This window comes from Rikenella sp. (genome assembly GCF_056799795.1).
On record NZ_JBQIQO010000033.1, the window covers coordinates 1 to 26120 of the forward strand.

Sequence of the window (26120 nt, forward strand, 5' to 3'; positions counted from 1 at the left end):
CGGGCCGGAGCCACCCCCGGCGTAGGGCCGCAACTCGCGATGCTCGTTCGGCCCCCGCTGGCTCCGACCACCCCAATGGGATCACATGTTGCGGCACCTAACTATATAGGGTAACTCCAGCCATTGCCCACTGCGGGTGTACACCTCCGTTTATTCCAAGAGGCACCGCAACTGAAAACCGTGGCCGCGGTGATCCGCAATGCGGATATTGAGAGTCTGTGAACTGAAACTCAAGTCCAACCCCGTGACACCGCTCGTCGTGGCAGACCAGCTGAACCCGTATTTGCCGATGTTGACCAGCTCCCCCAAGGAGTAGGTGCGGTAGCCCGGGGCGGGCCGCGCGGTTCAGCGACCCGTAAAATTTGAAAAGGAAAACAGGCCCAAGCCCGGGTTCTAAGTCCCCAATCGGTTCCGTCGAAAGCCCTCAGCCCCGTTTATTCCGAGAGGCACCGCAACTGAAAAGCGTAGTCGCGATAGCCCTTATTGCAAGGCCGGAGCCATGTCGTGTGGAAATTCAAATGCGCGCCTTGCGTCTCATCGGGCGCCGAAGACCAACTGTAGCCCCCGTAAGCGACATAACGCAGTCGGCCCATCTCTTTCTCATTGCCTGAAGCGCGGAAGCCCGGGGCGCGGACGAACCTCCGGAGCCCGCCCGCTCATTCCGACATAATCCCAAAATACGATTTTATACTTATCCTCCCTTCGGACTCCCGAACAGAAAAAAGCGTACCTTTGACGCGATTTTTTATCCGTCTCATTCTAAAATCGACATACAGTGGATATTTTCGAACGAATCAAAAAGGATGCGGGTGGGCCCATCGGCCAGTACCAGAAACTGAGCCACGGCTACTACTCTTTCCCGAAACTCGAAGGGCCCATCGGCCCGCGGATGGTCTTCCGCGGCAAGATGATGCTCAACTGGAGCCTCAACAACTACCTCGGGCTGGCCAACCACCCCGAAGTGATGGCCGCCGACGCCGAAGCCGCACGCGAATTCGGGATGGCCGCTCCGATGGGCGCCCGGATGATGAGCGGGCAGACCAAATACCACGAAGAACTCGAACGGCGGCTGGCCGCTTTCGTCGGCAAACCCGACGCCTTCCTGCTCAACTTCGGTTATCAGGGGATGGTCTCGATCATCGACTGTCTGGCTACGGCTAAGGACGTGATCGTTTACGACTCCGAAGCGCACGCCTGCATTATCGACGGCCTCCTGATCCATAAGGCAAAGGGCGGGAAGCGGTTCGTGTACCACCATAACGACATGGAAAAGTGCCGGTTGATGCTCGGTCGGGCGACCAAGCTGGCGCAACAGCAGGGCGGCGGCGTGCTGCTGATTACCGAAGGCGTTTTCGGGATGAAAGGCGACCTGGGCAAACTGGACGAGATCGTCGCCATGAAGAAAGATTTCGACTTCCGGATCCTGGTCGACGATGCGCACGGGTTAGGAACCATGGGGAAAACCGGAGCCGGGACGCCGGAACACTTCGGTGTGTCGGATCAGATCGACGTCCACTTCGGTACCTTCGCCAAATCGTTTGCCGGCATCGGAGCTTTCGTGGCGTCGGATCCGGATATCGTCAATTTCCTGCGCTACAACATGCGGTCGCAGCTCTACGCCAAATCGCTGCCGATGCCGATGGTCAAGGGGGCGATGAAACGTCTCGACCTGATTCAGGAGCATCCGGAATACCGCGAAAAACTGTGGACCATCGTGCGGGCATTGCAGAAAGGATTCGTAGACGCCGGGTTCGATATCGGGGTGACACAGTCGCCGGTGACGCCGGTCTATATGAAGGGCGGTGTCGAGGATGCCACTAATATCGTGGTGGACTTGCGCGAAAACCACAACCTCTTCTGCTCGGTGGTGGTCTATCCGGTGATTCCGAAGGGCGAAATTATTCTCCGTATCATTCCGACGGCGGTGCACACGCTGGAGGATGTGGAATATACGCTGAATGCCTTCAAAGCTTGCCGCGGCAAGTTGGAATCGGGCGAATACCACAAACCGATTCAGAATATGGCGGATCCGATGTAATTCGGAAGATGCGAGTCTGGCGACAGACTGCCATAAAAATAGAGAAGTCCTTCCTTGCGATCGTATCGTGGGGAAGGACTTCTCTTTATAGGGGATAGGATAGAACCGGCTCTGTTATTTCTTGTAATAGCGATCCAGCAGCTCGTGGGCCGCCGCGAACGAACTGATCCGGTCTTCCAAAACCCGTTGCTCGTACTCGCCCAGCAACGGCTCGATGGCCGGAGACTTATAGAAATGATCCCGCAGCTCCGCGTCGATCGTCTCGTACATCCAATATTTTGCCTGCCGGCTCCGGTTCCGGTCGAAATAGCCGTTGGAACGGGTGAATTTCAGGTAATCTTCGATTCCGCTCCACAGCTCCGTCACCCCACGCCCTTCGGTCGAAGAGAGGGTGTAGACCCGCGGCTTCCAGCCCGATTCCGGCATCGGGAACAGCGACAGGGCGTTCTGGAACTGACGCCGTGCCAACTCGGCCCGTTGCACATTGTCGCCGTCCGCTTTGTTGATCGCCACCAGGTCGGCCATCTCCATAATGCCCCGCTTGATGCCCTGCAATTCGTCCCCCGCTCCCGAAATCTGGATCAGCAGAAAGAGGTCTACCATCGAGTGCACGGCCGTTTCCGACTGTCCGACCCCGACCGTTTCGATGAAAATCACATCGAACCCCGCCGCTTCGCACAGAATCACGCTCTCCCGCGTCTTCCGCGCCACCCCGCCCAGCGACCCCGCCGACGGCGACGGACGAATGAACGCCGACGGATTGTGCACCAGCGTCTCCATTCGCGTCTTGTCCCCCAGCACCGACCCTTTCGTCCGCTCCGAACTCGGGTCGATCGCCAGCACGGCCAGCTTATGTCCCAGCCCCGTCACCCGACCGCCCATCGCTTCGATAAAGGTCGACTTTCCGGCGCCCGGCACCCCCGTAATGCCGATCCGCACCGACCGCCCCGAATGAGGCAGGCACCGCTCGATAATCTCCTGCGCCAATACATGATGCTCTGGCAACAGGCTCTCGGTCAGCGTGATCGCCTGGCTGAGCAGCGTCGTATTGCCCGCCAGAATCCCCTCCACGTATTCATCCGCCGACAGCCGATGCCGCCGGGGCCGTTTGTAATGCGGATTGACCGCAGGCGGCTGCTCGATGCCCGATGCCACCGCCAGCGCGCTGTCGCTGAAAGTCTCTTTATGGTGTTCTTCGTAATGCTCCACGTTCGGTTCGATTTAGATAACAACAAAGTTAAAAATAATTTGACACGGTGGAGGCTGCCGGTTATTTGGGGTAGCTTTCGGGAAGAGGCTGTCGGTTACTTGGGGTAGACACGGCCTGTTGTTTGGGGTAGACACGGCCATTAAAAGACGCCGTGCGTCCGTTTATTCCGAGAGGCAACGCAACTGAAAACCGTAGCCGCGAGTGTGCGAATTCGCAGGATCCATGCCCGTCGTATGGAACAACAAACGCCAGGCGTGCATGCTGCCGTTGGGCGTAGCCGACCAGACGGTACCTTCGTTGCCGACGTTACGCTGCCCGCCATCCGCATGACTGCGGAAGCCCGGGGCGGGGGTCTCCCGGCCCTCGGTTCGTCGAAGGTGAAAAATGCCGTTCGGCGGGCGCGCCCTACGTTCCAAAAAAGTTTATTACCTTTGCGAATTAACGGATACGACCACCCCATCTTTCCTATGAGATACCTGAGGATCACCCTTCTGCTCCTGACAGCCGTTGCTGCGCTGGCTTCGTGCAGCCAGATGAACAGACTGCTCAAGAGCAAGGATACCGAAAAGATATACCAGGCCGGTATCGATGCCTATCGCCACAAAAAGTACCGGCAGGCCGCCGATTATTTCGAAGCCGTGTACAACGACCTGTACAGCACCGATCGGGCCGACACGCTGCTGTTCTACACCTCCAAAGCATACTACATGCAGGGGCTCTACGATCTGGCGGCCGAAGGGTTCGACCAGTATCGCAAGAACTTCAGCCGGAGGCCGTTCGCCGAAGAGGCCGAATATCTCCTGCCGATGTGCTATTATCACCTCTCGCGGCCGGCCGAACGCGACCAGGCGGAGACCCACAAGGCGATCACCACCTTCAACGAATACCTCAACCGCCATCCGGAGAGTATCAAAGCCGAGGATATCCGGATGATGCTCGAAGAGTTGCAACAGAAACTCTACGAAAAGGCTTTCATCAACGCATCGTTGTACTTCAAACTGCAACGTTATCCGGCATCGGTCGCCGCTCTGCGCTACTCGCTCAAGGAGATGCCCGAAACGCCGTACCGCGAACAGATGATGTACCTGATCTGCCAGTCGTGGTACAACTATGCCAAGAACAGCGTCCCGGCGCGGAAACTGGATCGGTATATGAAGATGGTCGACTCGTACTACAACTTCCGGAGCGAATATCCCGAGAGCGCGGTAGCCTTGCGGAGCCTCAACCGGATGTTCCGCGACGCGAAAGCCTATGTCGACCAGAACCAGCAGGCCGCGGTCGATATTGAAAAGAATCGCATCGACGCCGAGAGCCTCAAGGCTGAAATTCGGGTGCAGAAAGAGAAACTCCGCACCATCACCGACCAGTTGGAGCGCGATGCGGCCAAACGGAAGTTGCGGGCCGACGAGGCGCTGCTCAAAGAGCAGCAGCGGCGGATCAAGGCCGAGGCCAAACAGTTGAAAAAGAACGACACCCGGCTGCGCAAGCGCGAGAAGAAGGGGGCCGTTGCCGAGGAGGCGGCAGAGGAGGAAAAGATATGGGTGGAGACGGAGAAGTAGAGTACACGCGATAATTTTCGGATTCGGACACAGAATTTACAAGCAGACATATGGAAATCAAAGGACAGCAGATACCGACCAATACGGTGACCCGTACCCTCAGCGAACTGGATGCGGCCACGGGGAATATTTATGAAACGGTGAACGTCATCGCGCGGCGGGCCAACCAGATCAACAGCGAATTGAAACAGGAGCTCGCATCTAAGTTGTCGGAATTCTCGTTCGCCACGGACAATCTGGAAGAGACCTTCGAGAACCGCGAACAGATCGAAGTTTCGCGGCATTACGAACGTTTGCCGAAGCCGACCCTGATCGCCGTCGAAGAGTACCTCGAAGGGGAGGTCGCTTTTCGGGAACGGAATCCGCAGGCGGCGGAAAAATAGTCGCTTGGCGGGACGAGGAGAATTTCCTCATGCGTATTTTAATCTACGAAGACAAGGCATGTCATTGAAAGGGAGACATATCCTGTTGGGAGTTACCGGAAGCATAGCCGCTTATAAGGCGGCTATGCTTATACGCGCCTTGGTCAAAGAAGGGGCCGAAGTGCGGGTCGTGATGACTCCGGCCGCGCGGGATTTTATTACGCCGCTGACCCTGGCCACCTTGTGCCGGCACCCGGTGCTCGTCGATAACTTCGACCCGACCAATGGAGCGTGGAACTCCCATATCTCCTTGGGCGAGTGGGCGGATCACTACCTGATCGCTCCGGCCACCGCCAATACGCTGGCGAAGATGGCCGCAGGGATTGCCGACGGGCTTCTGTTGTGCTCCTACCTGTCGGCGCGGTGTCCGGTGAGCGTGGCGCCGGCGATGGACCTGGACATGTACCGGCATCCGGCCACGCAGGCCAATTTGGCCTTGCTTCGGGCGCGGGACGGTGTGGGGATTGTCGAACCGGGCGACGGGGAGCTCGCCAGCGGCCTCGTCGGCAAGGGACGGATGGCGGAACCGGAGGAGATCATCGACTATCTGCGCGCCGTTTTTTCCGAAAGAGATGCTTTGTTGCAGGGGAAGAAAATATTGGTCACCGCCGGGGCGACGGTCGAACCGATCGACCCGGTTCGGTTCGTCAGCAACTATTCCACCGGGAAGATGGGGTACGCCATCGCCGAGGCGCTGGCTGCGCGGGGGGCTGAGGTGACCTTGGTGAGCGGACAAGCGACCGCGACTTTGTCGCGGGGGTATCGGAATATCGCCGTGGTCACCGCTTTGTCCGCTGCGGAGATGTACGAGGCTTGCTGGCAGTGCTTTCCGGAGATGGACGGGGCGGTTTTTTGCGCCGCCGTGGCCGATTACACACCTGCGGCTCCGTTGACCGAGAAGTATAAACACTCGGCTGCGGAGCCGTTCGTCCTCGCGCTGAAACCCACCCGGGATATCGCTGCCGAGATGGGGCGGCTGAAACGGGCCGGGCAGGTGACCATCGGGTTTGCGCTGGAGACTTCGGCCACAGAGTCGGGGGCTTATGCGCGACATAAACTCGAGACTAAGAATCTGGACGCCATCGTGCTCAACTCGTTGCGCGATGCGGGGGCCGGGTTCGGAACCGACACCAACCGGGTGACGATCATCGACCGGAATCCGGCCGTGGCGGAGACGGCTATCCCCTTGAAATCCAAAACGGAAGTGGCGGGAGATATTGCGGACTATATGACGCGGAAATTCGCGGAAATATGCTGAAACATCTGAACATAGAAAACTACGCCATTATCGGCCACCTCGACATCGACTTCCACCCGGGGTTGAACATCATCACCGGGGAGACGGGGGCGGGGAAATCTATCCTTTTGGGGGCGTTGTCGTTGCTGGGAGGAGCGAGAGCCGATGCCGCCATGATCCGGGACGGCGAGAACTCCTGCGTGATCGAAGGCGAGTTCGACGTGGCGCCCTATAAGGAGGATCTCTTGCCGGTTTTCGAAGAGAACGACCTGGATTGGGAAGAGGTGATTACCGTCCGGCGGATGATTACCGCTGCGGGGAAGAGCCGGGCGTTTATTTCCGATACACCGGTGAATTTGAGCGCTTTGCGGGCTGTGGCCGACAGGCTGGTGGATATCCATTCCCAGCATCAGACGTTGTTGTTGGCCGGGACGGGGTTTCAGACCCATCTGGTGGATGCCGTGGCGGGACACCTGCCGCTCGTGGCTTCGTACACCGGGCATTTCCGGCAGCTCAATGCCTTGAAAACCGAGCTCAATAAGGTGGTGTCGGCGAACGAGGCTGCGGCGAAAGAGCGGGACTATTTGCAGTACCAGCTGGAACAGCTGTTGGCCCTGAAGTTGAAGCCGGGTGAGGTGGCGCAGTTGGAAGAGGAGCAGAACCTGTTGACCTATGCCGAGGAGATTGCTCAGGGGTTGGATTTTTGTGTCGGGATGCTGACGGCGGACGACGGGCCGCTCGAAGGGGGAATTACGACCGGAGCGCGGGCTATGCAGCAGACTTTGAGCAAATTGGCGGGGCGTTATCCGGCGGCCGGAGAGTTGGCTGCGCGGATGGAGAGCGCATATCTCGAACTGAAGGATATGGCCGAAGAGTGCGAACGACGGCGCGATGAAGTGCAGATCGATCCGGAACGGCTGGCGGTGGTGAGCCAGCGGCTGGACGATATCTATACCTTGTGTCGGAAACACCGGATCGACGAGGCGAATGCCGAATCCGAGCTGTTGCGGTTGCAGCAGGAGCTGGATGTGCAGTTGCAGGAGTTCGATGCGGCCGAGGAGCGGATGGGAGAGCTCAGACAGCAGATTGCAGCCTTAGAGACTACGGCTGTCGAGGAGGCGGGGCGGGTGACGGAAGGGCGGCGGAAGGCGGCTCCGAAGATCGAAAAACACGTGACCAAGACTTTGAGTGAGTTGGGGATTAAAGGGGCTACGTTCGAGGTGCGGATTGTTCCGGCCAAGAACAGTTTGACGGCTACCGGGGCGGATGACGTGGCGATGCTCTTCAGCGGGAATGCCGGGAGTGCGCCGCAACCGATCGAGCAGGTGGCTTCGGGGGGTGAGATGTCTCGGGTGATGCTGGCTCTCAAGGGGTTGGTGGCGAAGAGTATGCGGATGCCGACCATCGTATTCGACGAGATCGACACCGGCGTTTCGGGTTCGGTGGCGGACAAAATGGGAGCGATCATTGCCGGGATGGGAGATTCGATGCAGGTGTTGAATATCACCCACCTGCCGCAGGTGGCTTCGAAGGGCGAGCACCACTATTATGTATATAAGGAGGCCTCGAAAGGGGGTGGTGATGCTGTTGCGGGAGGGACGCACATTCGTTTGCTGACCCCGGAGGAGCGTGTGGAACATATTGCCGCGATGTTGAGCGGCAGTGCCGTGACCGAGGCTGCGCGGACGCAGGCCCGGGAGTTGTTGGGGCGGGGATAGCGGTTTGTGTCGGGGTAGCTGTCTTAGCGTGAGCGTTTGCGCATGCGGGCAGACCCGGCCAAAGCATCCCGCAGGGATGCGCTCGAAAGTTTTTTCGGTTCCTTTTGTTCACAACCGACGCTGCCAGCGAGAGCAATGCAAACGTAGTTTGCGAATTGCCGAGCGGCGAGGAGGAAGGCGAAGCCAACGAGAACAGTTTCAGGCGGGTCAAAGCTTGACCGCGCGCGATCGCTGAAGTAGGAAATCATTCAAACGCGTGTTTCGCGTTTGAATAAGATTTCCGCCAGCGCGCGAACAGAGAATGGAGGTAGAGGCGGCCTTTAATTATTCAAAGTATCTGCGCGCCACGCCTTAAGAGGGAAATCGTCAAAATGCACTTGTGCGTTTTGACAAGATTTTCCAAGGCGCGCGAACACAGAACGGGGGTAGAGGCTGTCGCAGCGAAACGCAGTTTCGCCCGTCCACGGGACGTGGGGCCCGCGCGGCCCGAGCGCAGTACCCTCCTGTAGGGCCGACGCGCGGAAAAACTTGTCCCCGCGTAAAAAATCCGTCGCCCGCCCGCCTAAAGAGGGATTTCACTCGTTTTGCAACAGCAAAATCGAGATGAAATCCCAGCGGGCGACGGCAAACGCGGCGGAGCGACAGCGAAGCCGCAGTGAGGCTGACACGGGGCGGAGAATTGGGCTGTGCTTTTGGCTATGGTTTGGGCCGAGAGGGAATAGCGCGATTCCAAGAGGAATCGCCGTCCTCGGCGAGAGCGACGCATCAGCGGCGCGAGGGGGGCGCGCCGAGGACGAACCCAACGGATTGGGTAATAAAGAAAATGTTGCTTTTGCGGTTCGTAAAACCTCCGGGCCTGCGCGCTGGGCCTTTGGCCTACCCGGGGAGCGCGCAAGCCCGAAACCGAAAGATAGGACGATGAGTTAGGCTGAGCTCTTGCGACCCTTTAGGGCGTCCGACCCGCTAAGTCCAGCCTGCATAAAGTAGCCCGGCCTTTATTCGAGTGCTGTTTGGCCCGTTTATTCCGAGAGGCAACGCAACGGAAAACTGCTGGCACGGGTTCCCGCGCTGCTGGGATTGAGCCACGTCATGGTGAGACGCAAGTGTAGGCCATTGGTCCCGCTGACCGTGGCACCCCAGCTGTAACTGCCGTCGCCGACGCCGCTCAACGCGCCCGTATCCCGATAGCGGTAGCCCGGGGCAGGATTTCCGGCGTTGCAAAAAAACGGCCGACAGACCACCGGATACGAAAAAAACCGAGTAAACCCACATTCAGAAAAACGACATGAACCGATATCCGATACGTGCAGCCAAATACGCCCTCTATTTAATTGTTCTCTTTTTTGTGCTCTTTGCTCTGATGCGTGCACTCGGGTATGGGGCAGCCTCGTTAGACATCTTGTGGACCACCTCGCGAGGGTGGCTCTTTTTGGGTGTCGTCGTGGTATTCGCCTTGTTGTACCCCTTCTTCGGCTTTACCCGGCGACGGCTTACGTTTAACGCCGCCTCGCGGGTGGAAGACGTGGAGCGTGTGATGGCCCAGTGCGGTTTTCGGCGGATCGAAGCCGATACCCATGGAGCCGATGATCTGCTCTTCGTCGCCGCTTCGACCGGGAAGAAAGTGACGATGATGTGGGAAGACCGCATCGAGATTACGACCGATGCCAACGGGATTTCTTATATCGAAGGGAATCGGAAAGAGGCCGTGCGAGCAGCTTTTCGCTTGGGGACATTTATTGCATAACAGGCTTTTTATGAGATTATTCCGGAAAATACGAACGATCTCCCTGCTGCTGACGGGGATCGGTTGTGCGATGATATCGGCTCAGGCCGCACCGAAGAAGCTGCCGGCCACGCTACAGAATACCGCGGATAGCGCTGCGGTCGCCGCCCAGCGGCGCGACCTGGAGATCGGTCGCTCGATGGAGACCTTCTTCAATATCTTTCGCGAAGTCAACCTCTATTACGTCGATACCACCTCACCGAAGAAGATCGTAAAGACCGCCGCCGATGCCATGCTGGAAGGGCTCGATCCTTACACCGAATACCTGCCCGCGGAAGAGATGGCCGATTTCGAGACCATGACCACCGGGAAATACGCCGGACTGGGCGCCTTGATTCGGAAATCCAGCGACGGGCGGTGGGTCGAGATCGCCGAGCCTTATCGCGGGACGCCGTCCGATCGGGCGGGATTGAAAGCCGGCGACCGGATATTGTCCGTCGACGGCGTCGATATGGCCGGTCGGGAAGTCGCCTTCGCCAGCGACCGGATGCGAGGCAAGGCAGGGACGGTGGCGACCTTGGTGATTGCGCCGATCGCCGATACGACCGTGACCCGGACGGTGCGGGTTAAGCGCGAGCGGATTGCCATACCGGCCGTGCCGTACTACGGCTGGGTCTCCGATAGTGTCGGGAGGGATTCCGTGGGGTATATCCGGCTGAACAGCTTTACCGAGAAGTGCGCGGACGAGGTGCGGACGGCCCTGAACGCCTTGCAGCAGCAGGGCGGAGAAGCGATGCGCGGGCTGGTGCTCGATTTGCGCGGCAATACCGGCGGGATTTTGGGCGAAGCGGTGAAGATCGTCGGATTTTTCGTCCCCCGGAATACCGTCGTCGTGACGACCCGCGGGAGGATGCCCCAGATGAACTCCACCTATCGGACAGTCGGAGAGCCGATTGCGCCCACGGTGCCGTTGGTCGTGCTGATCGACCGCTCCTCGGCTTCGGCCAGCGAGATCGTGGCCGGAGCGTTGCAGGATTTGGATCGAGCCGTGGTGATCGGACAGCGGAGCTTCGGAAAAGGCCTCGTGCAGTCTACCCGACCGGTCGGCGAGAACGGATACGTCAAACTCACCTCGGCGAAATATTACACGCCGAGCGGGCGGTGTATCCAGGCGCTCGATTACAGCCACCGGAACGAAGACGGGAGCGTGGGAGCCGTGCCGGACTCGCTGATCGCCTCGTTCCGTACCGCAGGCGGGCGGATGGTCTACGACGGCGGCGGGATTATGCCCGACGTGAGGATATCGCCCGAATATCTCGGTAAGTTCACCGCCATTTTGATGGGACTCGGCTATGTGGATGATTTTGCCAACCGTTATGCGGCGAACCATGCTCCGGCATCGGACTTTGCCGTCGACGATACGACCTATGCCGCTTTCTGCGACTTTATGGACGACAAACCCATCGCCTTCGAGTCGGGTACCGAGCGGCTCCTGAAACAGCTGCGCCGGATGGCCGAGCGGGAGAAGTATGCAGACCGGATTGCGTCGCAGCTCGACACCGTCGCCGCGAAGATACGCGAAGACAAACGGACGGAGTTGCAGGTTTTCGGGCCGGAGATTCGGGAAGTCCTGGGGGATGCCGTGGCGACGCGGTGGTTCTACGACGCCGGGCGGATCGCCCGACAGTTGCGGCGGGACAACGTCGTGCGGCGGGCGGCGGAGGTGTTGCTCGATCGGAGCGAATACACGCGCATCGTCACGATGCAGAATACGGATAAAAAATAATACGACATACGCACATGGAATACGATTTCAGAGAAATCGAACGCAAATGGCAACGGCGATGGGCCGAAGCGGGGACATACCGGGTCGCCGTCGACTCTTCGCGACCGAAATACTACGTCCTCGACATGTTCCCCTATCCGTCGGGAGCGGGGCTGCATGTGGGGCATCCGCTGGGATACATTGCATCGGACATCTACAGCCGGTACAAGCGGCAAAAAGGGTTCAACGTGCTGCACCCGATGGGCTACGACGCTTTTGGATTACCGGCTGAACAGTATGCCATCCAGACCGGCCAGCACCCGGCGGTGACCACCGAACAGAATATTGCCCGGTACCGCGAACAGCTGGACAAGATCGGTTTCGGTTTCGACTGGGAGCGCGAAGTGCGGACTTGCGATCCGGGGTACTACAAGTGGACGCAGTGGGCTTTCGAGAAGATGTACGACTCCTATTACTGCAACGACACGCAGCAGGCGCGGCCCATTGCGGAGCTGGAAGAGGCGTTCGGCAAGTGGGGAAACGAGGGGCTGAATGCCGCGTGCGGTCGGGAGTTGCGGTTTACGGCCGAAGAGTGGAACGCCTATTCGCCGAAAGAGAAATCGGATGTGCTGATGAACTACCGGCTGGCCTTCCAGGCCGATACCGTGGTGAACTGGTGCGAGGGGCTGGGAACCGTATTGGCCAATGACGAAGTGAAGGACGGGCTCTCGGTGCGGGGGGGATTTCCGGTGGAGCAGAAGCGCATGCGGCAGTGGCTCCTGCGGGTGACCGCCTATGCCGAACGGCTGCTGGCCGGGCTCGACGGGCTGGAGTGGAGCGAATCGCTCAAAGAGATTCAGCGCAACTGGATCGGGCGGTCGACCGGCGCGACCATGTACTTCCCGATCAAAGGCTTTGCGACCACGGGTCCCGAAGCCAAGCTGTTGGAGATTTTCACCACCCGGGCCGATACGGTTTTCGGTGTGACCTTTATGGTCTTGGCGCCGGAGCACGCATATATCCGGGAGATTACTACGCCGGAGCAGCGGGAGGCGGTGGAGGCGTATATCGCGGAGACCAAGAAGCGGAGCGAACGCGAACGGATGGCCGACACCCGTCGGGTGAGCGGGGTGTTTACCGGGGCGTATGCGGTGAATCCGTTCAACGGCGTCGAGATTCCGATCTGGGTGAGCGACTATGTGCTGGCCGGATATGGGACGGGAGCGATTATGGCCGTTCCGGCGCATGACTCTCGGGACTGGGCGTTTGCCAAACATTTTGATCTGCCGATCATTCCGATCATCGAGTGCGATGTGACCGCGGGCTCTTATGACGCCAAGGAGGGACGGCTCATCAACTCGGATTTCCTCACCGGACTCGATGTCAAGGAGGCCATTCCGGCCATGTTCGCCGAAATCGAGCGAAGGGGTGTGGGCTGTAAGAAGGTGAATTACCGGTTGAGGGACGCCATTTTCAGCCGGCAGCGGTATTGGGGCGAGCCGTTCCCCGTTTCGTATGACTCGGATGGCATTCCCCGGCTCGTGCCGGAGGCGGAGCTGCCGCTCGTGCTGCCCGAGACCGATAACTTTACCCCGACCGCGGACGGGAGGCCGCCGCTGGCCCGCATCGACGGGTGGCGTTACGAGACCAGCACCATGCCGGGGTTTGCGGGATCGAGCGCTTACTACCTGCGCTATATGGATCCGAAGAACGACACCGCGCTGGTTTCGAAAGAGGCCAATGACTACTGGCGGAGCGTGGATTTATATGTCGGGGGGATCGAGCACGCTACCGGACACCTGATCTACTCGCGCTTCTGGAACAAATTCCTGTATGACCTGGGGTATGTATGCGAGGACGAACCCTTCAAAAAGCTCGTCAATCAGGGGATGATCCAGGGGCGGTCGAACTTCGTCTACCGCATCAAGGGAACCAACCGCTTCGTCAGCCTGGGTCTCAAGGAGCAGTACGATACGCAGGAGATCCATGTGGACGTCAACATCGTGAAGAACGACGTGCTCGACATCGACGCCTTCCGGGCTTGGCGGCCGGAATTTGCGGATGCCGAATTCGTGCTCGAACCGGACGGGCGGTACGTGTGCGGATGGGCCGTCGAGAAGATGAGCAAATCGATGTACAACGTGGTTAATCCGGACTTTATCGTCGATACGTATGGAGCCGACACCCTGCGGATGTACGAAATGTTCCTCGGGCCGCTGGAGCAGTCGAAACCTTGGGATACCAACGGGATCGACGGCGTGCACAAATTTCTGAAACGGCTGTGGCGGCTCGTCGAGGGAGTTGCCGATGCCCCGGCGACCGATGCCGAACGCAAAACCCTGCACAAAGCCATCAAAAAGGTCGGAGAAGACATCGAAAACTTCTCGTTCAACACCGCCGTGAGCGCCTTTATGATCTGCCTCAACGAGCTGTGCGACCGGAAGACCTCCTCGCGGGAGATACTCGAACCGCTCGTGGCGCTCGTGGCTCCGTTTGCGCCGCATATTGCTGAAGAACTGTGGCATGGGCCGCTCGGACATGCCGCCGACGAATCGGTCTGCGATGCCCCTTATCCGGAGTGCGACGAAAAATACCTCGTCGAATCGACCTTCGAATACCCCGTGTCGTTCAACGGCAAGACCCGGTTCAAACGCACCTTCGACCGCTCTTCGACGCCGGACGAGATCACGGCCGCCATTCAGGCAGACGGACAGACCGCCAAATATACCGACGGGCGGCCCATTCGGAAAGTGATCGTCGTGCCCGGCAAGATCATAAACGTCGTATGTTGATCCATCCATCAAGAAGCAGATTGAACCCATGAAACTCTCTCTGTCGAAACCCCGAATCACCGCGGCCGACGTGAAACGCGAAGTACGGGCCTATTTGATTATGATCTTCGGGCTGCTGCTCTATTCGTTCGCCTGGACAGCCCTGCTCGTGCCCGCCGAAGTGGCCGGCGGAGGCGTCGGCGGGGTCGGCGCGCTGGTTTTCTACGCCACCGGCATTCCGCTCGGGGTGACCTATATGGTCGTGAACGTATTCCTGCTCGCCTTCGGCTTCTGGATCCTCGGGCCGCGGTTCGGCGCCAAAACCATCTTCGGCGTGCTCTTCAACTCCGCCGCCCTCACCTTGTTACAGGAGGTGCTGCCGCCCGACCTCATGGGGCTGGCCAACGATAAACTCCTCTCCGCGATTCTCGGGGGGGGGATTGCCGGAGCCGGCGTCGGCCTTTGTTTTTCGGTCGGCGGCTCGACCGGCGGGACCGATATTCTGGCCATGATCATCAACAAATACCGGAACGTCAGCCTCGGGAAACTCATCATGCTCATGGACGTGGTCATTGTCGGCAGCGCGTATATCGTGCTGCGGGATTTGCCGGCCGTCGTTTACGGGTATGTCACCATGTTCACCATGGGGACGGCCGTCGATTGGGTGCTGTCGGGGAGCAAATCTTCGTCACAGATCATGGTCTTCTCGCAGAAATACGCCGAAATCGCCGAACGCATTATGCGCGATGTCAACCGCGGCGTGACGATTCTCGACGCCACCGGAGCCTACTCCAAATCCCCCCAGAAAGTCGTGATGGTGATTTGCCGCCGCGGCGAAGCCAGCGACATCTACCGCATCATCAAAGAGACCGATCCGAAAGCCTTCATTACTCAGGCCAGCGTCATGGGCGTATTCGGCGAAGGATTCGACGCTCTGAAAACCAAATAGAACCTCCACAAGCGCGATGGCCCAGACCCAAACACCCTCCTTTCGTCTGATCTTCCGTAAGATCTTCCGTCGACATCCTCTGGTCGTCGTCTTTCTTTTTCTGCTCTGCGTCATCTTCGTGCTCGGCATTTTGCTCGCCATCCGGCGCTGTTCCGGGCCCTCGAACGGCTACGGCGGCGAGACGGACGGCACACTCGTTGCCAGTGCGCGTTTCGACTCCATCGTCATGCGCTCCCAGAACAAAGTCTACGGCCTGCCCATCGAAGCCTTCGAAGTCCAGACCGGCGAGATCGAAAGCGGAGAGACCTTCTCGCGGCTGCTTAATCAGCGTTACAACGTCAATATCGCGGTCGTCAATCGCCTCCTCGCCCTTTCCAAAGGGCGTTTCGAGCCCCGCGATATCCGGGCCGGACGCACCTACACCGCTTTTCTGACGCCGGATAGCGCCCAGACCTTGTGCTACTTGGTGTACGAGCGGAACCAGACCGACTACGTTACTTTCTCCTTGTGCGACAGCATCTACGTGCGGGTGGACAAGAAAGAGGTCGTCACCGAAGAGCGTTATGCCGAAGGGACGATCAGCAGTTCGCTGTACGCCACCATTTACGAGAACAACCTGCCGGTAGTGCTCGGCGAACGGATGGCGAAAATCTACCAGTCTGTGATTGACTTCTTCGCCTTGCAGAAAGGAGACAAGTTCCGCGTCTTGTACGAAGAGCAGTTTATCGACACCGCCAGCGTCGGCGTGGGGACGATCTACGGTGTGGAGTTCGTTCATGCCGGGAAGAGCTATTGGGCCTGCCGGTTCAATCAGGACGACGAGTGGGGCTATTGGGACGACAAGGGCGTCAACCTGAAGCAGGCCATGCTGAAGGCTCCGTTGAGCTTCAGCGCGCGGATCACCTCCCGTTTCGGCTCCCGGATTCATCCGATCAAGCGGATTCGGCGACAGCATAACGGCGTGGACTATGCTTGTCCGGTGGGGACCCCGGTGCATGCCGTGGGGAGCGGCGTGGTGACCCGACGAGGCTGGGATCCTTTCGGCGGCGGGTGGCGTATATGGATCAAACACGCGGGGGGATACGAGTCGGCCTATCTGCACTTGAGCCGTTTCGCCGTGCAGCAGGGGCAGCGGGTTTCGCAGGGGCAGGTGATCGGTTATTCGGGAAACTCCGGCGGTTCGACCGGCCCGCACCTCGACTACCGGTTGAAGAAGAACGGCAAGTATATCAATCCGCTGACCAACACCTCGCAACCCAGCACGCCGATTCGGTCGGGCAACAAGGCCGCTTTCGAGCAGGCGAAGCGGGATGTGCGGAAAGTGATGGACGCTTATGCAGCAAAAAAATAAAGAGTCGGCTTTGTCGGTCGTCGACGCCCGGATCGTCCGTTTCGTGGGACGCCATCGGGTGATGACGCTGGCCACTGCCGACGCTTCGGCAGGGGGCGAATTGTGGTGTTGCAATCTCTTTTATGCTTATCTGGCCCCCGGCACGCTCGGTTTTGCGGGCGGGGCTTTCGTCTTTACCTCTCCGGCCGAGACGCGGCATGCCGCTCAGTTTATGGTTCACGCCCGGGTGGCAGCTTCTGTCGTCCTGGAATCGAAAGTCGTAGGGCGGTTGCAGGGGCTTCAGCTTCAGGGTACGGTGCATCGGGCGGACAGCTCTGCCGAATGGTTGTCGGCGGCGCGCAGCGGCTATCTGAAACGGTTTCCGTTTGCGGCGCCGATGTTGAGCGAATTGTGGCTGTTGGAAGTTTCGAATATGAAGTATACCGACAACACTTTGGGTTTCGGAACCAAGTTGTTTTGGCCGGAACGGTGATTCGGTTACTATTCCGAAAGCTGGGGTAGAGGCTGCCAGTTGAAATGCGTAAGCATTTCCCGTCCACGGGACGTGGTGCCCGCTTGGCCGACGCGTTCGCGTCATGGCGCGCGGCCGTTATTACTTTCCAGTTGCTCGTGCGCCGCCGCCTAAAGAGGGAAATCGTCCAAATGTGCTGGCACGTTTTGACAAGATTTCTCCAGGCGCGCGAACAATGGGTTAACGCCAGCGCGCGGACAAAGAACGGAGGTAGAGGCGGCCAGTGGAAATGCGTGAGCATTTTCCGTCCACGGGACGTGGGGCCCGCGCGCAGTCCCCTCCTGTTGCCAAAGACGCGCGCCACGCCTTAGGAGGGAAATCGTCAAAATGTGCTGGCACGTTTTGACAAGATTTCCCAAGGCGCGCGAATAAAGAAGTGTACGCGAAAACCGTCGCCCGCCCGCCTAAAGAGGGATTTCACTCGTTTTGCGACAGCAAAATCGAGATGAAATCCCAGCGGGCGACGGTAAACGTGGCGGAGTGATAGCGGAGCCACAGTGGGCTGACACGGGGCGGAGAACTGGGCCGTGCTTTGGGCCGTGGATTGGGCTATGCTTTTGCGACCCAACGGGTCGCGCGGGCCGAAGCCTCCCGCCGCGGAGGGACGCACAGCGTCTTTTGCTGCCAGTCTCTACCCCAAACCCCGCAGGCTTCGACCGCTTAAGCCGAATGCGAGTAGCGCGGTTCTCCGAACCGCCGGCCTTGTCGCCCAGGCGCGGAGCGCCTCGGGGGGATGGGCGACAGGCCGAAGTTCAGAAAATTGTGCGGTGCTTCTGCGACCCAACGGGTCGCGCGGGCCGGCGCCACCCCCGGCGTAGGGCCGCAACTCGCGATGCTCGTTTTGGCCCACGCTGGCTCCGGCCGCCAAAGTCGAACCAGTTAGGGTAGCTCCAGCCCCTTGTCCACCGCGGGCCCGCGGCGTTTATTCCGAGAGGCAACGCAACTGAAAACCGTAGGCGCGGGCATCTTGCATTTGAGGGTTGAGATAGACCACGTTGAAATCCAAGTGCATGCCATGAGCACCGCTGACCGTAGAAGCCCAGCTGTAACCGCCGTCGCTGATCACCCCTGCCGCACCATCGTTGTAGCCGCGGTAGCCCGGGGCGGCGGAAAAGACCCCGACAGGCGTCTCAGCCTTCCGGAACGAATGATAGGATAAACCCTCGTGAATCGGAAAATCTTAGCCTTAGCTATCCCGAACATCGTCTCCAACGTGACCGTTCCCCTCTTGGGGATGGTCGATTTGGGGATTGTCGGGCGTTTGGGCGACGACGCCCTGATCGGCGGAATCGCCGTCGGCGGCACCCTCTTCAACTTCCTTTATTGGAACTTCAGCTTCCTGCGGATGGGCACCAGCGGCCTGACCGCCCAAGCCTATGGCGCCCGCGACTTTCGCGAAGCCGGTCGAGTGCTCGTGCGCGCCTTGTGCGTAGCCGGCACCGTCGCCTTGCTGCTCTGGGCCCCGCAACAGCCCATCCTGCGCGGCGCGATGTACGTCATGGAAGGCAGCGAAGCCGTGGAACAAGCCGCCCGCCGCTACTTCCTCGTTCGGATCTGGGCCGCCCCCGCTACCTTGGCCTTGTATGCTCTGACAGGCTGGTTCATCGGCATGCAGAACGCCCGCGCCCCCATGTGGATCGCCATCAGCATCAACCTCATGAACATCGGCGCCAGTCTGGCCGCCGTCCGACTCGGCGGCATGGGCATCGAAGGCGTTGCGCTCGGCACCGTCGTCGCCCAGTGGAGCGGCGTGCTTGCCGCCCTCTTCGTTATCCGGCGCTACTACGGTCGCTTTTTCGACCGCAACCTCGTTCGACAGAGCGGCATGCTGAAATGGAACGTCATGCGGCGATTCTTCCGCGTGAACCGCGATATCTTTCTGCGCACCGTTTGCCTCGTCGCCGTCTTCACCTACTTTACCGTCGCCTCCACCCGAATGGGAGATACCCTGCTGGCTGTCAATACCCTGCTTTTGCAGCTCTTCACCCTGTTTTCTTACCTGATGGACGGTTTCGCCTACGCCGGCGAAGCCCTTGCCGGACGCTACTACGGAGCCCGCAATCTCTCCCAGGTGCGTCGAGCCATACGCGGTTTATTGGGCTGGGGGACAGGCGTGATGCTGCTCTTTACGCTGCTTTATGCGACCATCGGACAGTCGATACTGGCCCTTTTTACCGACAGCCCGGCTATCCTTGCAGCCGCCCGGGCGTATGCCGTATGGGCCGTGTGCGTGCCCGTGTGCGGATTCCTGGCCTTTATTCTGGACGGCGTGCTGGTCGGGATGACCGCGACCTGGGTGATGCGCAACGCCATGTTCGTAGCCACCGGCGTCTTTTTCGGCCTCTATTTTCTGCTGGAATCCCGGATGGGGAATGCCGGGTTGTGGATCGCCTTTCTGAGTTATCTTTTTCTGCGCGGCGCGCTTCAAGGGGTTTTCTTTAGTCGCCGAATTTTTAGTTGGTTTCCGGCTGGAAATAAATCGTAAGTTTTTATTTTACAGTTTTTTAAGACTGACTTTTCGGGGTTTGTCTTCGTAAAAAGCTATTTTGCTGCTGCTGCCCACGGGTCGTTGTGGAGTACTTTTACGTGCACCAAAAATGAAAAATTCGTATGGCAGATAAATTATATGTCTTCGACACCACGTTGCGCGACGGCGAGCAAGTGCCCGGATGTCAGCTCAATACGGTCGAAAAGATCGAAGTGGCGCGTCAGCTCGAACTGCTCGGGGTCGATGTGCTGGAGGCCGGTTTTCCGGTGTCGAGCCCGGGCGACTTCAACTCCGTGCGCGAGATTTCGCGGGCGGTGACCCAGCCTACGATCTGTGCCCTGACGCGGGCTGTCGAAAAGGATATCGAAGTGGCGGCCGATGCTTTGAAATATGCGCGTCGCGGTCGGATCCACACCGGGATCGGAACCTCCGACGAACATATCCGGTATAAATTCAACTCCACCCGCGAGGAGGTGCTGGAGCGGGCCGTGGCGGCCGTGAAATATGCCAAACGGTTTGTCGAAGATGTCGAGTTTTATGCCGAGGATGCGGGGCGGTCGGATAACGAGTATCTAGCCCGCGTGGTCGAGGCGGTTATTAAGGCGGGGGCGACCGTGGTCAATATTCCCGATACGACAGGCTATTGCCTGCCTGCGGAGTATGCCGCCAAGATCGCTTATCTGATGGAACATGTGGACGGCGTCCACCGCGCGATTCTTTCGACCCACTGCCATAACGATTTGGGGATGGCGACGGCCAATTCGCTGGCCGGGATTGCGGCGGGGGCGCGGCAAGTGGAGTGTACCATCAACGGCATCGGCGAACGGGCCGGGAACACAGCGTTGGAAGAGGTCGTGATGGCCCTTCGGTGCCATCGGGAGCTGGGGGTCGACACCGATATCGACACGAAACGGATTACGGCGACCAGCCGGATGATTTCCAGCCTGATGAACATGCCCGTGCAGGCCAACAAGGCGGTGGTCGGGCGGAACGCCTTCGCCCACTCGTCGGGGATTCACCAGGACGGGGTGCTCAAAAACCGCGAGAGCTACGAAATTATGAATCCCGAGGATGTGGGGCTGTCGGACAACGCCATCGTGCTGACGGCGCGCAGCGGTCGGGCGGCCCTGAAGCACCGGCTGGAACAGATGGGGTACCTGCTGGAGGGAGACGAATTGGCGCGGGCGTATGAAGAGTTCCTCGTGCTGGCGGACAACAACAAGAATATCCAGGACGAAGACCTGCTGCCGCTGGTGGGCGGGACGGAGAAACGCGACCGGCATATCGAACTGACCTACTTGCAGGTACTCTCGGGGACTTTGGTTCCGACCGCTACCGTGCGGGTGCGGGTCGGCGGGAGCGAGGTGACCGCCACGGCGACGGGGAACGGGCCGATCGATGCCTCGATCAACGCCATCCGGACGATCATCAAGGACAAGATTACCTTGCAGGAGTTCCTGATTCAGGCTATGACCAAAGGTTCCAACGATTTGGGGCGGGTGCACATGCAGCTGGTTTACGGCGATGTGGCGGTGCACGGGTTCGCTATTCATGCCGACATCACGCGCGCCGCGGTCGAGGCCTATATCGACGGGGTGAACAAGGCGCTCGCGTAGGGCTTTCGGGGCGGGTTTATTTGGGTAGATCCGGCCAAAGCATTCCTCAGGGATGCGCTCTAAAGTTTTTTCGGTTCCTTTTGTTCACAACCGACGCTGCCAGCGAGAGCAATGCAAACATAGTTTGCAAATTGCCGAGCGGCGAGGAGGAAGGCGAAGCCAAAAGGAACAGTACCCTCGAACCAAACCGCGCGCCCCGCCTAAAGGAGCAATTCAACTATTTCGGTGATAACCGAACATAGTTGAATCGCGCAAGGCGCGCGAACATAAAATTGCCGCGCGCGATCGCTGAAGAAGGAAATCATTCAAACGCGTGATTCGCGTTTGAATAAGATTTCCGCCAGCGCGCGTCAAAAAATCGGGCCGACACAGTTTATTGCCCACCGCGGGCCCTCGGGCCTGCGCGGCCCGAGCATGTAGCCCCAGGCGCTCAACAAAGAATCAAAATACCTTTGTGTGTTCGTCTCGCGCAAAAGAGATGACCATCTCAAAGTCGAAGAAAACGTTCAAAAGACAATAAATCAAGTATATAGAATGGGACAAACACTGTTCGATAAAGTTTGGGACGCCCACGTTGTGCGACAGCTCGACGGCGGCCGGTCGGTGCTCTATATCGACCGGCACTATATCCACGAAGTGACCTCTCCGGTCGCATTCGGCGGGTTGCGAGCGCGAGGAATCGGGATTTTCCGCCCGGATCAGACCACCGCGACCGCAGACCATAATACGCCCACGCTCAATCAGGACAAACCGCTCGAACCGGGCGAGTCGAAAACCCAGCTCGACCAGCTGGACAAGAACTGCAAAGAGTTCGGGATCGCCAATTACTACGGACTGAACCACCCGAAGAACGGGATCGTGCATATTATCGGGCCGGAATACGGTTTTACTCAGCCCGGGATGACCATCGTGTGCGGCGACAGCCATACCTCGACCCACGGGGCGTTCGGTGCCGTGGCGTTCGGGATCGGGACGTCGGAAGTCGAGATGGTCTTCGCCTCGCAGTGCATCATGCAGCCGAAGCCCAAGAAGATGCGGATCACCGTCGAGGGCGCTTTGGGCGAAGGGGTGACCGCCAAGGATGTGGCGCTTTATATCATTTCGCAGATCACCGCGGCGGGCGGAACAGGCCACTTCATCGAATTTGCCGGCTCGGCCATTCGGGGCTTGTCGATGGAGGGACGGATGACCCTTTGCAATATGAGCATCGAATGCGGGGCCAGAGGGGGGATTGTGGCGCCGGACGAAACGACATTCGCATACGTCAAGGGGCGCGAGCATGCCCCATCGGTCGAAAACGGCGACTGGGATCGCGCGGTGGCGTATTGGAAGACTTTGTACAGCGATCCGGACGCAGTGTTCGACAAGGAGTACCGGTTCGATGCGGCGGACATCCAGCCGATGATTACCTACGGGACGAATCCGGGGATGGGGCTGCCGATTACGGGCGTCATTCCTGCGCCGGCGTCGGAATCGGACGTCAAGGCGTTGGAATACATGGATTTCAAGGCTGGCGAGGCGATGCTCGGCAAACCGGTCGATTACGTCTTTTTGGGGAGTTGTACGAACGGGCGGATCGAGGACTTCCGGCTCTTCGCCCATGCGGTCAAAGGACATAAAAAGGCCGATCATGTGGTGGCGTGGCTGGTGCCGGGCTCGCACATCGTGGAACGGCTGGTGCGCGAGGAGGGGCTGCTGGATATTCTCCACGAGGCGGGCTTCGAACTGCGTCAGCCGGGCTGTTCGGCTTGTCTGGCGATGAATGCCGACAAGGTGCCGGCGGGGAAATATGCGGTCTCCACTTCGAATCGCAATTTCGAGGGCCGACAGGGGCCGGGGGCGCGGACGCTTTTGGCGAGTCCTTTAGTCGCTGCGGCTGCGGCGATCACGGGACGCATTACCGACCCGCGTGAACTTTTTGTAAAATAATCGTTCGATTATCTGTACCTGCCCTGGAGTGAACTGTTCTTTTTGTGAACAAAAAGAACCAAAAAAACTTTAGACGGATGCTTGCGCATCCTCAAACTGCCGGCGGCCTAATTCTCGGACTGTTAGTTTTCCGGCGCAGCGCGCTTAGGTTATTTGCCCATTAATTAGCGCGCTCGCCGAGAAAACCACAGCCCGACAGACTCACGAAGACTGAGGACTGCGGAGCCTAAGGAGTAGCGCAGCTATCATGAAAGTTCTTTGGGTACCTTTCTTTCAAGAAAGGTACGGTTCCCTGCGGGTAAGTACTAACAACGAACAAGTTATATTAACTCAGACAGATGGCAAGAGAAAAATTCGTGAAGATCGTATCCGGCGCCGTGCCCGTGAACATCGAGAATATAGACACCGACCAGATCATCCCCGCCCGGTTTTTGAAAGCCACCGAGCGTAAGGGGTTCGGCGACAATCTGTTCCGCGACTGGCGGTATACCAAGGATAACCGGCTGATTCCCGAATTTCCGGTGAATGACAAGGCCAAATATGAAGGGACGATTCTCGTCGCCGGTTATAACTTCGGGTGCGGGTCATCGCGCGAACATGCCGCATGGGCGATTTACGATTATGGGTTTCGGGTTGTGGTGAGCAGCTTTTTCGCCGACATTTTCCGGAATAATGCTCTGAACAACGGTTTGTTGCCCATCCAGGTGAGTCCCGAGTTTTTGGCCGGGATTTTTGCCGCCATTGAGAAAGACAACCGGGCGCAATTCACCGTCGATCTCGAAAACCAGACCATTACAAATAATACAACGGGCGCCAGCGAGTCGTTCGCCATCGACGGGTATAAGAAAGAGTGCCTGTTGAACGGGTACGACGACGTAGACTACCTCGTGACCCTTCGGTCCGAAGTGGCGCGCTACGAACAGACCCGCGCATAGTCCGATTTTCAAACCCATTGAACCCGAAACCCATGCCCAGAGTCGAGATCATGGACACCACCCTGCGCGACGGCGAGCAGACCTCCGGCGTCTCCTTCGCGCCGCAGGAGAAACTCAGCTTGGCGCGGTTACTGCTGACCGACATCAAGGTGGACCGCATCGAAATCGCCTCCGCCCGGGTGAGCGAAGGCGAGCGGCAGGCCGTGAGCCGGATTATGGAGTGGGCGACGAAGAATGGGTACCTCGATCGGATCGAAGTGCTCGGCTTTGTGGACGGAGGCGTATCGCTCAACTGGATCGCCGCCTGCGGCGGTCGCGTCGTCAATCTGCTGACCAAAGGCTCCGAGAAACATTGCAAGTACCAGTTGCGGAAAACCCTCGACCAGCATGTCGAAGACATTCGTCGCGACGTGACGGCGGCTACGGAGCGGGGGATCGCTGTCAATCTCTACCTCGAAGACTGGTCGAACGGGATGCGACACTCGCGCGAGTACGTATATCGTATGGTGGACGCCTTGCGGGATCTGCCCATTCGGCGGTTCATGCTGCCCGACACCTTGGGTGTTTTCGAACCGTGGGAATGCGACGAAGCTTGCCGGGCTATGGTCGAGCGGTATCCGGATTTGCGGTTCGATTTCCATGCCCATAACGATTACGATCTTGCGGTGGCCAATACCGTGGCGGCAGTGAAAGCGGGGATACAGGGCGTGCACGCGACCGTCAACGGGCTGGGCGAGCGGGCCGGAAACGCGCCGCTCTCTTCCGTTATCGCTGCCTTGCATGACCATTTGAACGCCGAAATGGGGATCGACGAAGCGCGGACGAACCATGTCTCCACGGTGGTCGAAAGTTATTCGGGCATTCGGATTCCGGCCAATAAGCCGGTCATCGGCGAGAACGTCTTTACCCAGTGCGCCGGGATTCACGCCGACGGGGACAATAAGAACAACCTCTATTTCAACGACCTGCTTCCGGAGCGTTTCGGGCGGACGCGGCAGTATGCCTTGGGGAAGAGCTCCGGCAAAGCCAACATCCGTAAGAATCTGGAGCTGTTGGGGATCGAGCTCGATGAGGCATCCATGACCCGCGTGACGCAATACATCGTGGAGCTCGGCGACCGGAAAGAGATTGTGACCGCCGAGGATTTGCCGTATATCGTTTCGGACTTGCTGGGCAATTCGGGAGACGGCGAGCAGGATGCGGTGCGGATCCTGAACTATTCGCTTTCGGTGGCTCAGGGGCTGCGTCCGGTGGCCACGGTGAAGATGGAGATTCATGGCCAGAGCTACCAGCAGACCTCGGCCGGGGACGGTCAGTACGACGCGTTCGTATCGGCCGTTCGGGCGATTTACCGCGAGCAGCTCGGTCGCGAGTTTCCGATCTTGGCCGACTATTCCGTGAGCATTCCTCCGGGAGGCCGGACAGACGCGTTCGTGCAGACCTTGATTACGTGGGAACAGAGCGGCGTACGGTTCAAGACCCGAGGGTTGGATGCCGACCAGACCATTGCCGCCATCAAGGCGACCGTGAAGATGTTGAACAAGATCGAGCAGCGAGGGTAGGAAAGCAGTGCAGGCGCGCGCATCAAAGAACTGGGCTGAGCAGATTAAGCGATACGCAGTATCGCTCCGTCCCGCCGGGGTCACCCGGACGCCGCCCGCGCAGGGCAGTTTCAGGCGGGACAAAGAACGGCGCGCGAAAAAATCGACTTTGCCGAAAACTCCGTCGCCCGCCCGCGTAAAAGGGGATTTCGCTCATTTTGCGACAGCAAAATCGAGATGAAATCCCAGCGGGCGACGGAAATGCGGCGGAGCGACAGCGGAGCCGCAGTGGGGGTGCACACGGGACAGTGCATTGAGGGAGAGGGAGTAGCGCGATTCGCAGAATCGCCGTCCTCG

23 protein-coding genes are annotated in these 26120 nt (G+C 58.9%); 16 read left to right on the forward strand and 7 right to left on the reverse strand.

The features are described 5' to 3' along the window. Positions 1-150 precede the first annotated feature (150 nt). Both ACTO3O_RS07945 and ACTO3O_RS07950 read right to left on the reverse strand, forming a co-directional pair. Positions 151-309, reverse strand: a complete 159-nt coding sequence (locus ACTO3O_RS07945; protein ID WP_297830792.1) for a hypothetical protein — start codon at positions 307-309, stop codon at positions 151-153. A 125-nt stretch (positions 310-434) separates the two neighbouring features. Then, on the reverse strand, positions 435-593 hold the full coding sequence (locus ACTO3O_RS07950) for a hypothetical protein (protein WP_294591646.1): 159 nt from the start codon (positions 591-593) through the stop codon (positions 435-437). Positions 594-775: 182 nt separating this feature from the next. On the opposite strand from ACTO3O_RS07950, the gene ACTO3O_RS07955 reads away from it, so the two are divergent. Further along, positions 776-2038: an aminotransferase class I/II-fold pyridoxal phosphate-dependent enzyme gene (locus tag ACTO3O_RS07955; RefSeq protein ID WP_297627121.1), complete on the forward strand. Its 1263-nt coding sequence runs from the start codon at positions 776-778 to the stop codon at positions 2036-2038. Positions 2039-2152: 114 nt separating this feature from the next. Here the strand turns inward: ACTO3O_RS07955 and meaB are convergent, their stop codons facing one another. Both meaB and ACTO3O_RS07965 read right to left on the reverse strand, forming a co-directional pair. After that, positions 2153-3247, reverse strand: a complete 1095-nt coding sequence (gene meaB / locus ACTO3O_RS07960) for a methylmalonyl Co-A mutase-associated GTPase MeaB (RefSeq protein ID WP_297830790.1) — start codon at positions 3245-3247, stop codon at positions 2153-2155. 162 nt (positions 3248-3409) lie between these two features. Next, positions 3410-3664: a hypothetical protein gene (locus tag ACTO3O_RS07965; protein ID WP_297830788.1), complete on the reverse strand. Its 255-nt coding sequence runs from the start codon at positions 3662-3664 to the stop codon at positions 3410-3412. Between the two features lie 51 nt (positions 3665-3715). Between ACTO3O_RS07965 and ACTO3O_RS07970 the strand changes: the two genes are divergently transcribed. The 4 genes from ACTO3O_RS07970 to recN are packed head-to-tail and all read left to right on the forward strand — an operon-like array spanning position 3716 to position 8184. Beyond that, a complete protein-coding gene (locus tag ACTO3O_RS07970; protein WP_297830786.1) occupies positions 3716-4807 on the forward strand; it encodes an outer membrane protein assembly factor BamD in 1092 nt (363 codons plus the stop codon). Between the two features lie 50 nt (positions 4808-4857). Further along, positions 4858-5190 (forward strand): DNA-directed RNA polymerase subunit omega, encoded by a 333-nt coding sequence (locus ACTO3O_RS07975; protein ID WP_294591637.1) that lies wholly within the window; start codon positions 4858-4860, stop codon positions 5188-5190. 58 nt (positions 5191-5248) lie between these two features. Next, positions 5249-6487: a bifunctional phosphopantothenoylcysteine decarboxylase/phosphopantothenate--cysteine ligase CoaBC gene (gene coaBC / locus ACTO3O_RS07980; RefSeq protein ID WP_297830784.1), complete on the forward strand. Its 1239-nt coding sequence runs from the start codon at positions 5249-5251 to the stop codon at positions 6485-6487. After that, on the forward strand, positions 6481-8184 hold the full coding sequence (recN, locus tag ACTO3O_RS07985) for a DNA repair protein RecN (protein ID WP_297830782.1): 1704 nt from the start codon (positions 6481-6483) through the stop codon (positions 8182-8184). The genes coaBC and recN overlap by 7 nt, the downstream gene beginning before the upstream one ends. Positions 8185-8207: 23 nt before the next feature. On the opposite strand, the gene ACTO3O_RS07990 is transcribed toward recN, so the two are convergent. Both ACTO3O_RS07990 and ACTO3O_RS07995 read right to left on the reverse strand, forming a co-directional pair. Beyond that, complete coding sequence (locus tag ACTO3O_RS07990) at positions 8208-8432, reverse strand: hypothetical protein (RefSeq protein ID WP_297830780.1); 225 nt, start codon at positions 8430-8432, stop codon at positions 8208-8210. A gap of 771 nt (positions 8433-9203) precedes the next feature. Next, complete coding sequence (locus ACTO3O_RS07995; protein WP_297830778.1) at positions 9204-9353, reverse strand: hypothetical protein; 150 nt, start codon at positions 9351-9353, stop codon at positions 9204-9206. A gap of 116 nt (positions 9354-9469) precedes the next feature. Here ACTO3O_RS07995 and ACTO3O_RS08000 point away from each other — a divergent pair, with 116 nt between their 5' ends. From ACTO3O_RS08000 to ACTO3O_RS08025, 6 genes are read left to right on the forward strand one after another with little or no spacing between them, the layout of a single operon-like run. Next, positions 9470-9928, forward strand: coding sequence for a hypothetical protein (locus tag ACTO3O_RS08000; protein WP_297830775.1), 459 nt, complete (start codon positions 9470-9472; stop codon positions 9926-9928). A gap of 10 nt (positions 9929-9938) precedes the next feature. Then, positions 9939-11693, forward strand: coding sequence for a S41 family peptidase (locus ACTO3O_RS08005; protein WP_297830773.1), 1755 nt, complete (start codon positions 9939-9941; stop codon positions 11691-11693). 14 nt (positions 11694-11707) lie between these two features. Continuing rightward, positions 11708-14464, forward strand: coding sequence for a leucine--tRNA ligase (leuS, locus tag ACTO3O_RS08010; protein ID WP_297830771.1), 2757 nt, complete (start codon positions 11708-11710; stop codon positions 14462-14464). A gap of 28 nt (positions 14465-14492) precedes the next feature. After that, complete coding sequence (locus tag ACTO3O_RS08015; RefSeq protein ID WP_294591622.1) at positions 14493-15392, forward strand: YitT family protein; 900 nt, start codon at positions 14493-14495, stop codon at positions 15390-15392. Between the two features lie 16 nt (positions 15393-15408). Then, positions 15409-16743 carry a M23 family metallopeptidase gene (locus ACTO3O_RS08020; protein WP_297830769.1) on the forward strand — a complete coding sequence of 445 codons (1335 nt, stop codon included), beginning with the start codon at positions 15409-15411 and terminating at the stop codon, positions 16741-16743. After that, a complete protein-coding gene (locus tag ACTO3O_RS08025; RefSeq protein ID WP_297830767.1) occupies positions 16727-17215 on the forward strand; it encodes a PNPOx family protein in 489 nt (162 codons plus the stop codon). Before ACTO3O_RS08020 ends, ACTO3O_RS08025 begins: the two co-directional genes overlap by 17 nt. A gap of 961 nt (positions 17216-18176) precedes the next feature. Here the strand turns inward: ACTO3O_RS08025 and ACTO3O_RS08030 are convergent. Beyond that, on the reverse strand, positions 18177-18320 hold the full coding sequence (locus tag ACTO3O_RS08030) for a hypothetical protein (protein ID WP_297832086.1): 144 nt from the start codon (positions 18318-18320) through the stop codon (positions 18177-18179). A gap of 99 nt (positions 18321-18419) precedes the next feature. Between ACTO3O_RS08030 and ACTO3O_RS08035 the strand changes: the two genes are divergently transcribed. The 5 genes from ACTO3O_RS08035 to ACTO3O_RS08055 all read left to right on the forward strand — a co-directional run bounded on the left by ACTO3O_RS08035 (position 18420) and on the right by ACTO3O_RS08055 (position 25784). After that, complete coding sequence (locus tag ACTO3O_RS08035) at positions 18420-19739, forward strand: MATE family efflux transporter (RefSeq protein WP_297832090.1); 1320 nt, start codon at positions 18420-18422, stop codon at positions 19737-19739. A gap of 125 nt (positions 19740-19864) precedes the next feature. Beyond that, entirely contained in the window at positions 19865-21358 is a 1494-nt protein-coding gene (locus tag ACTO3O_RS08040; protein ID WP_297624108.1) for a 2-isopropylmalate synthase, read from the forward strand. Positions 21359-21892: 534 nt separating this feature from the next. After that, on the forward strand, positions 21893-23287 hold the full coding sequence (gene leuC, locus ACTO3O_RS08045; RefSeq protein ID WP_297832094.1) for a 3-isopropylmalate dehydratase large subunit: 1395 nt from the start codon (positions 21893-21895) through the stop codon (positions 23285-23287). A 338-nt stretch (positions 23288-23625) separates the two neighbouring features. Next, positions 23626-24222: a 3-isopropylmalate dehydratase small subunit gene (gene leuD / locus ACTO3O_RS08050; protein ID WP_297832097.1), complete on the forward strand. Its 597-nt coding sequence runs from the start codon at positions 23626-23628 to the stop codon at positions 24220-24222. 32 nt (positions 24223-24254) lie between these two features. Then, positions 24255-25784 carry an alpha-isopropylmalate synthase regulatory domain-containing protein gene (locus ACTO3O_RS08055; RefSeq protein ID WP_297832099.1) on the forward strand — a complete coding sequence of 510 codons (1530 nt, stop codon included), beginning with the start codon at positions 24255-24257 and terminating at the stop codon, positions 25782-25784. Positions 25785-26120 lie beyond the last annotated feature (336 nt).

Coding starts and splice junctions, on each gene's coding strand:
- ACTO3O_RS07950 (WP_294591646.1), bottom strand. CDS start 593: ATGGGCCGACTGCGTTATGTCGCTTACGGGGGCTACAGTTGGTCTTCG.
- ACTO3O_RS07970 (WP_297830786.1), top strand. CDS start 3,716: ATGAGATACCTGAGGATCACCCTTCTGCTCCTGACAGCCGTTGCTGCG.
- ACTO3O_RS07975 (WP_294591637.1), top strand. CDS start 4,858: ATGGAAATCAAAGGACAGCAGATACCGACCAATACGGTGACCCGTACC.
- coaBC (WP_297830784.1), top strand. CDS start 5,249: ATGTCATTGAAAGGGAGACATATCCTGTTGGGAGTTACCGGAAGCATA.
- recN (WP_297830782.1), top strand. CDS start 6,481: ATGCTGAAACATCTGAACATAGAAAACTACGCCATTATCGGCCACCTC.
- ACTO3O_RS07990 (WP_297830780.1), bottom strand. CDS start 8,432: ATGATTTCCTACTTCAGCGATCGCGCGCGGTCAAGCTTTGACCCGCCT.
- ACTO3O_RS08000 (WP_297830775.1), top strand. CDS start 9,470: ATGAACCGATATCCGATACGTGCAGCCAAATACGCCCTCTATTTAATT.
- ACTO3O_RS08005 (WP_297830773.1), top strand. CDS start 9,939: ATGAGATTATTCCGGAAAATACGAACGATCTCCCTGCTGCTGACGGGG.
- leuS (WP_297830771.1), top strand. CDS start 11,708: ATGGAATACGATTTCAGAGAAATCGAACGCAAATGGCAACGGCGATGG.
- ACTO3O_RS08015 (WP_294591622.1), top strand. CDS start 14,493: ATGAAACTCTCTCTGTCGAAACCCCGAATCACCGCGGCCGACGTGAAA.
- ACTO3O_RS08020 (WP_297830769.1), top strand. CDS start 15,409: ATGGCCCAGACCCAAACACCCTCCTTTCGTCTGATCTTCCGTAAGATC.
- ACTO3O_RS08025 (WP_297830767.1), top strand. CDS start 16,727: ATGCAGCAAAAAAATAAAGAGTCGGCTTTGTCGGTCGTCGACGCCCGG.
- ACTO3O_RS08040 (WP_297624108.1), top strand. CDS start 19,865: ATGGCAGATAAATTATATGTCTTCGACACCACGTTGCGCGACGGCGAG.
- leuC (WP_297832094.1), top strand. CDS start 21,893: ATGGGACAAACACTGTTCGATAAAGTTTGGGACGCCCACGTTGTGCGA.
- leuD (WP_297832097.1), top strand. CDS start 23,626: ATGGCAAGAGAAAAATTCGTGAAGATCGTATCCGGCGCCGTGCCCGTG.
- ACTO3O_RS08055 (WP_297832099.1), top strand. CDS start 24,255: ATGCCCAGAGTCGAGATCATGGACACCACCCTGCGCGACGGCGAGCAG.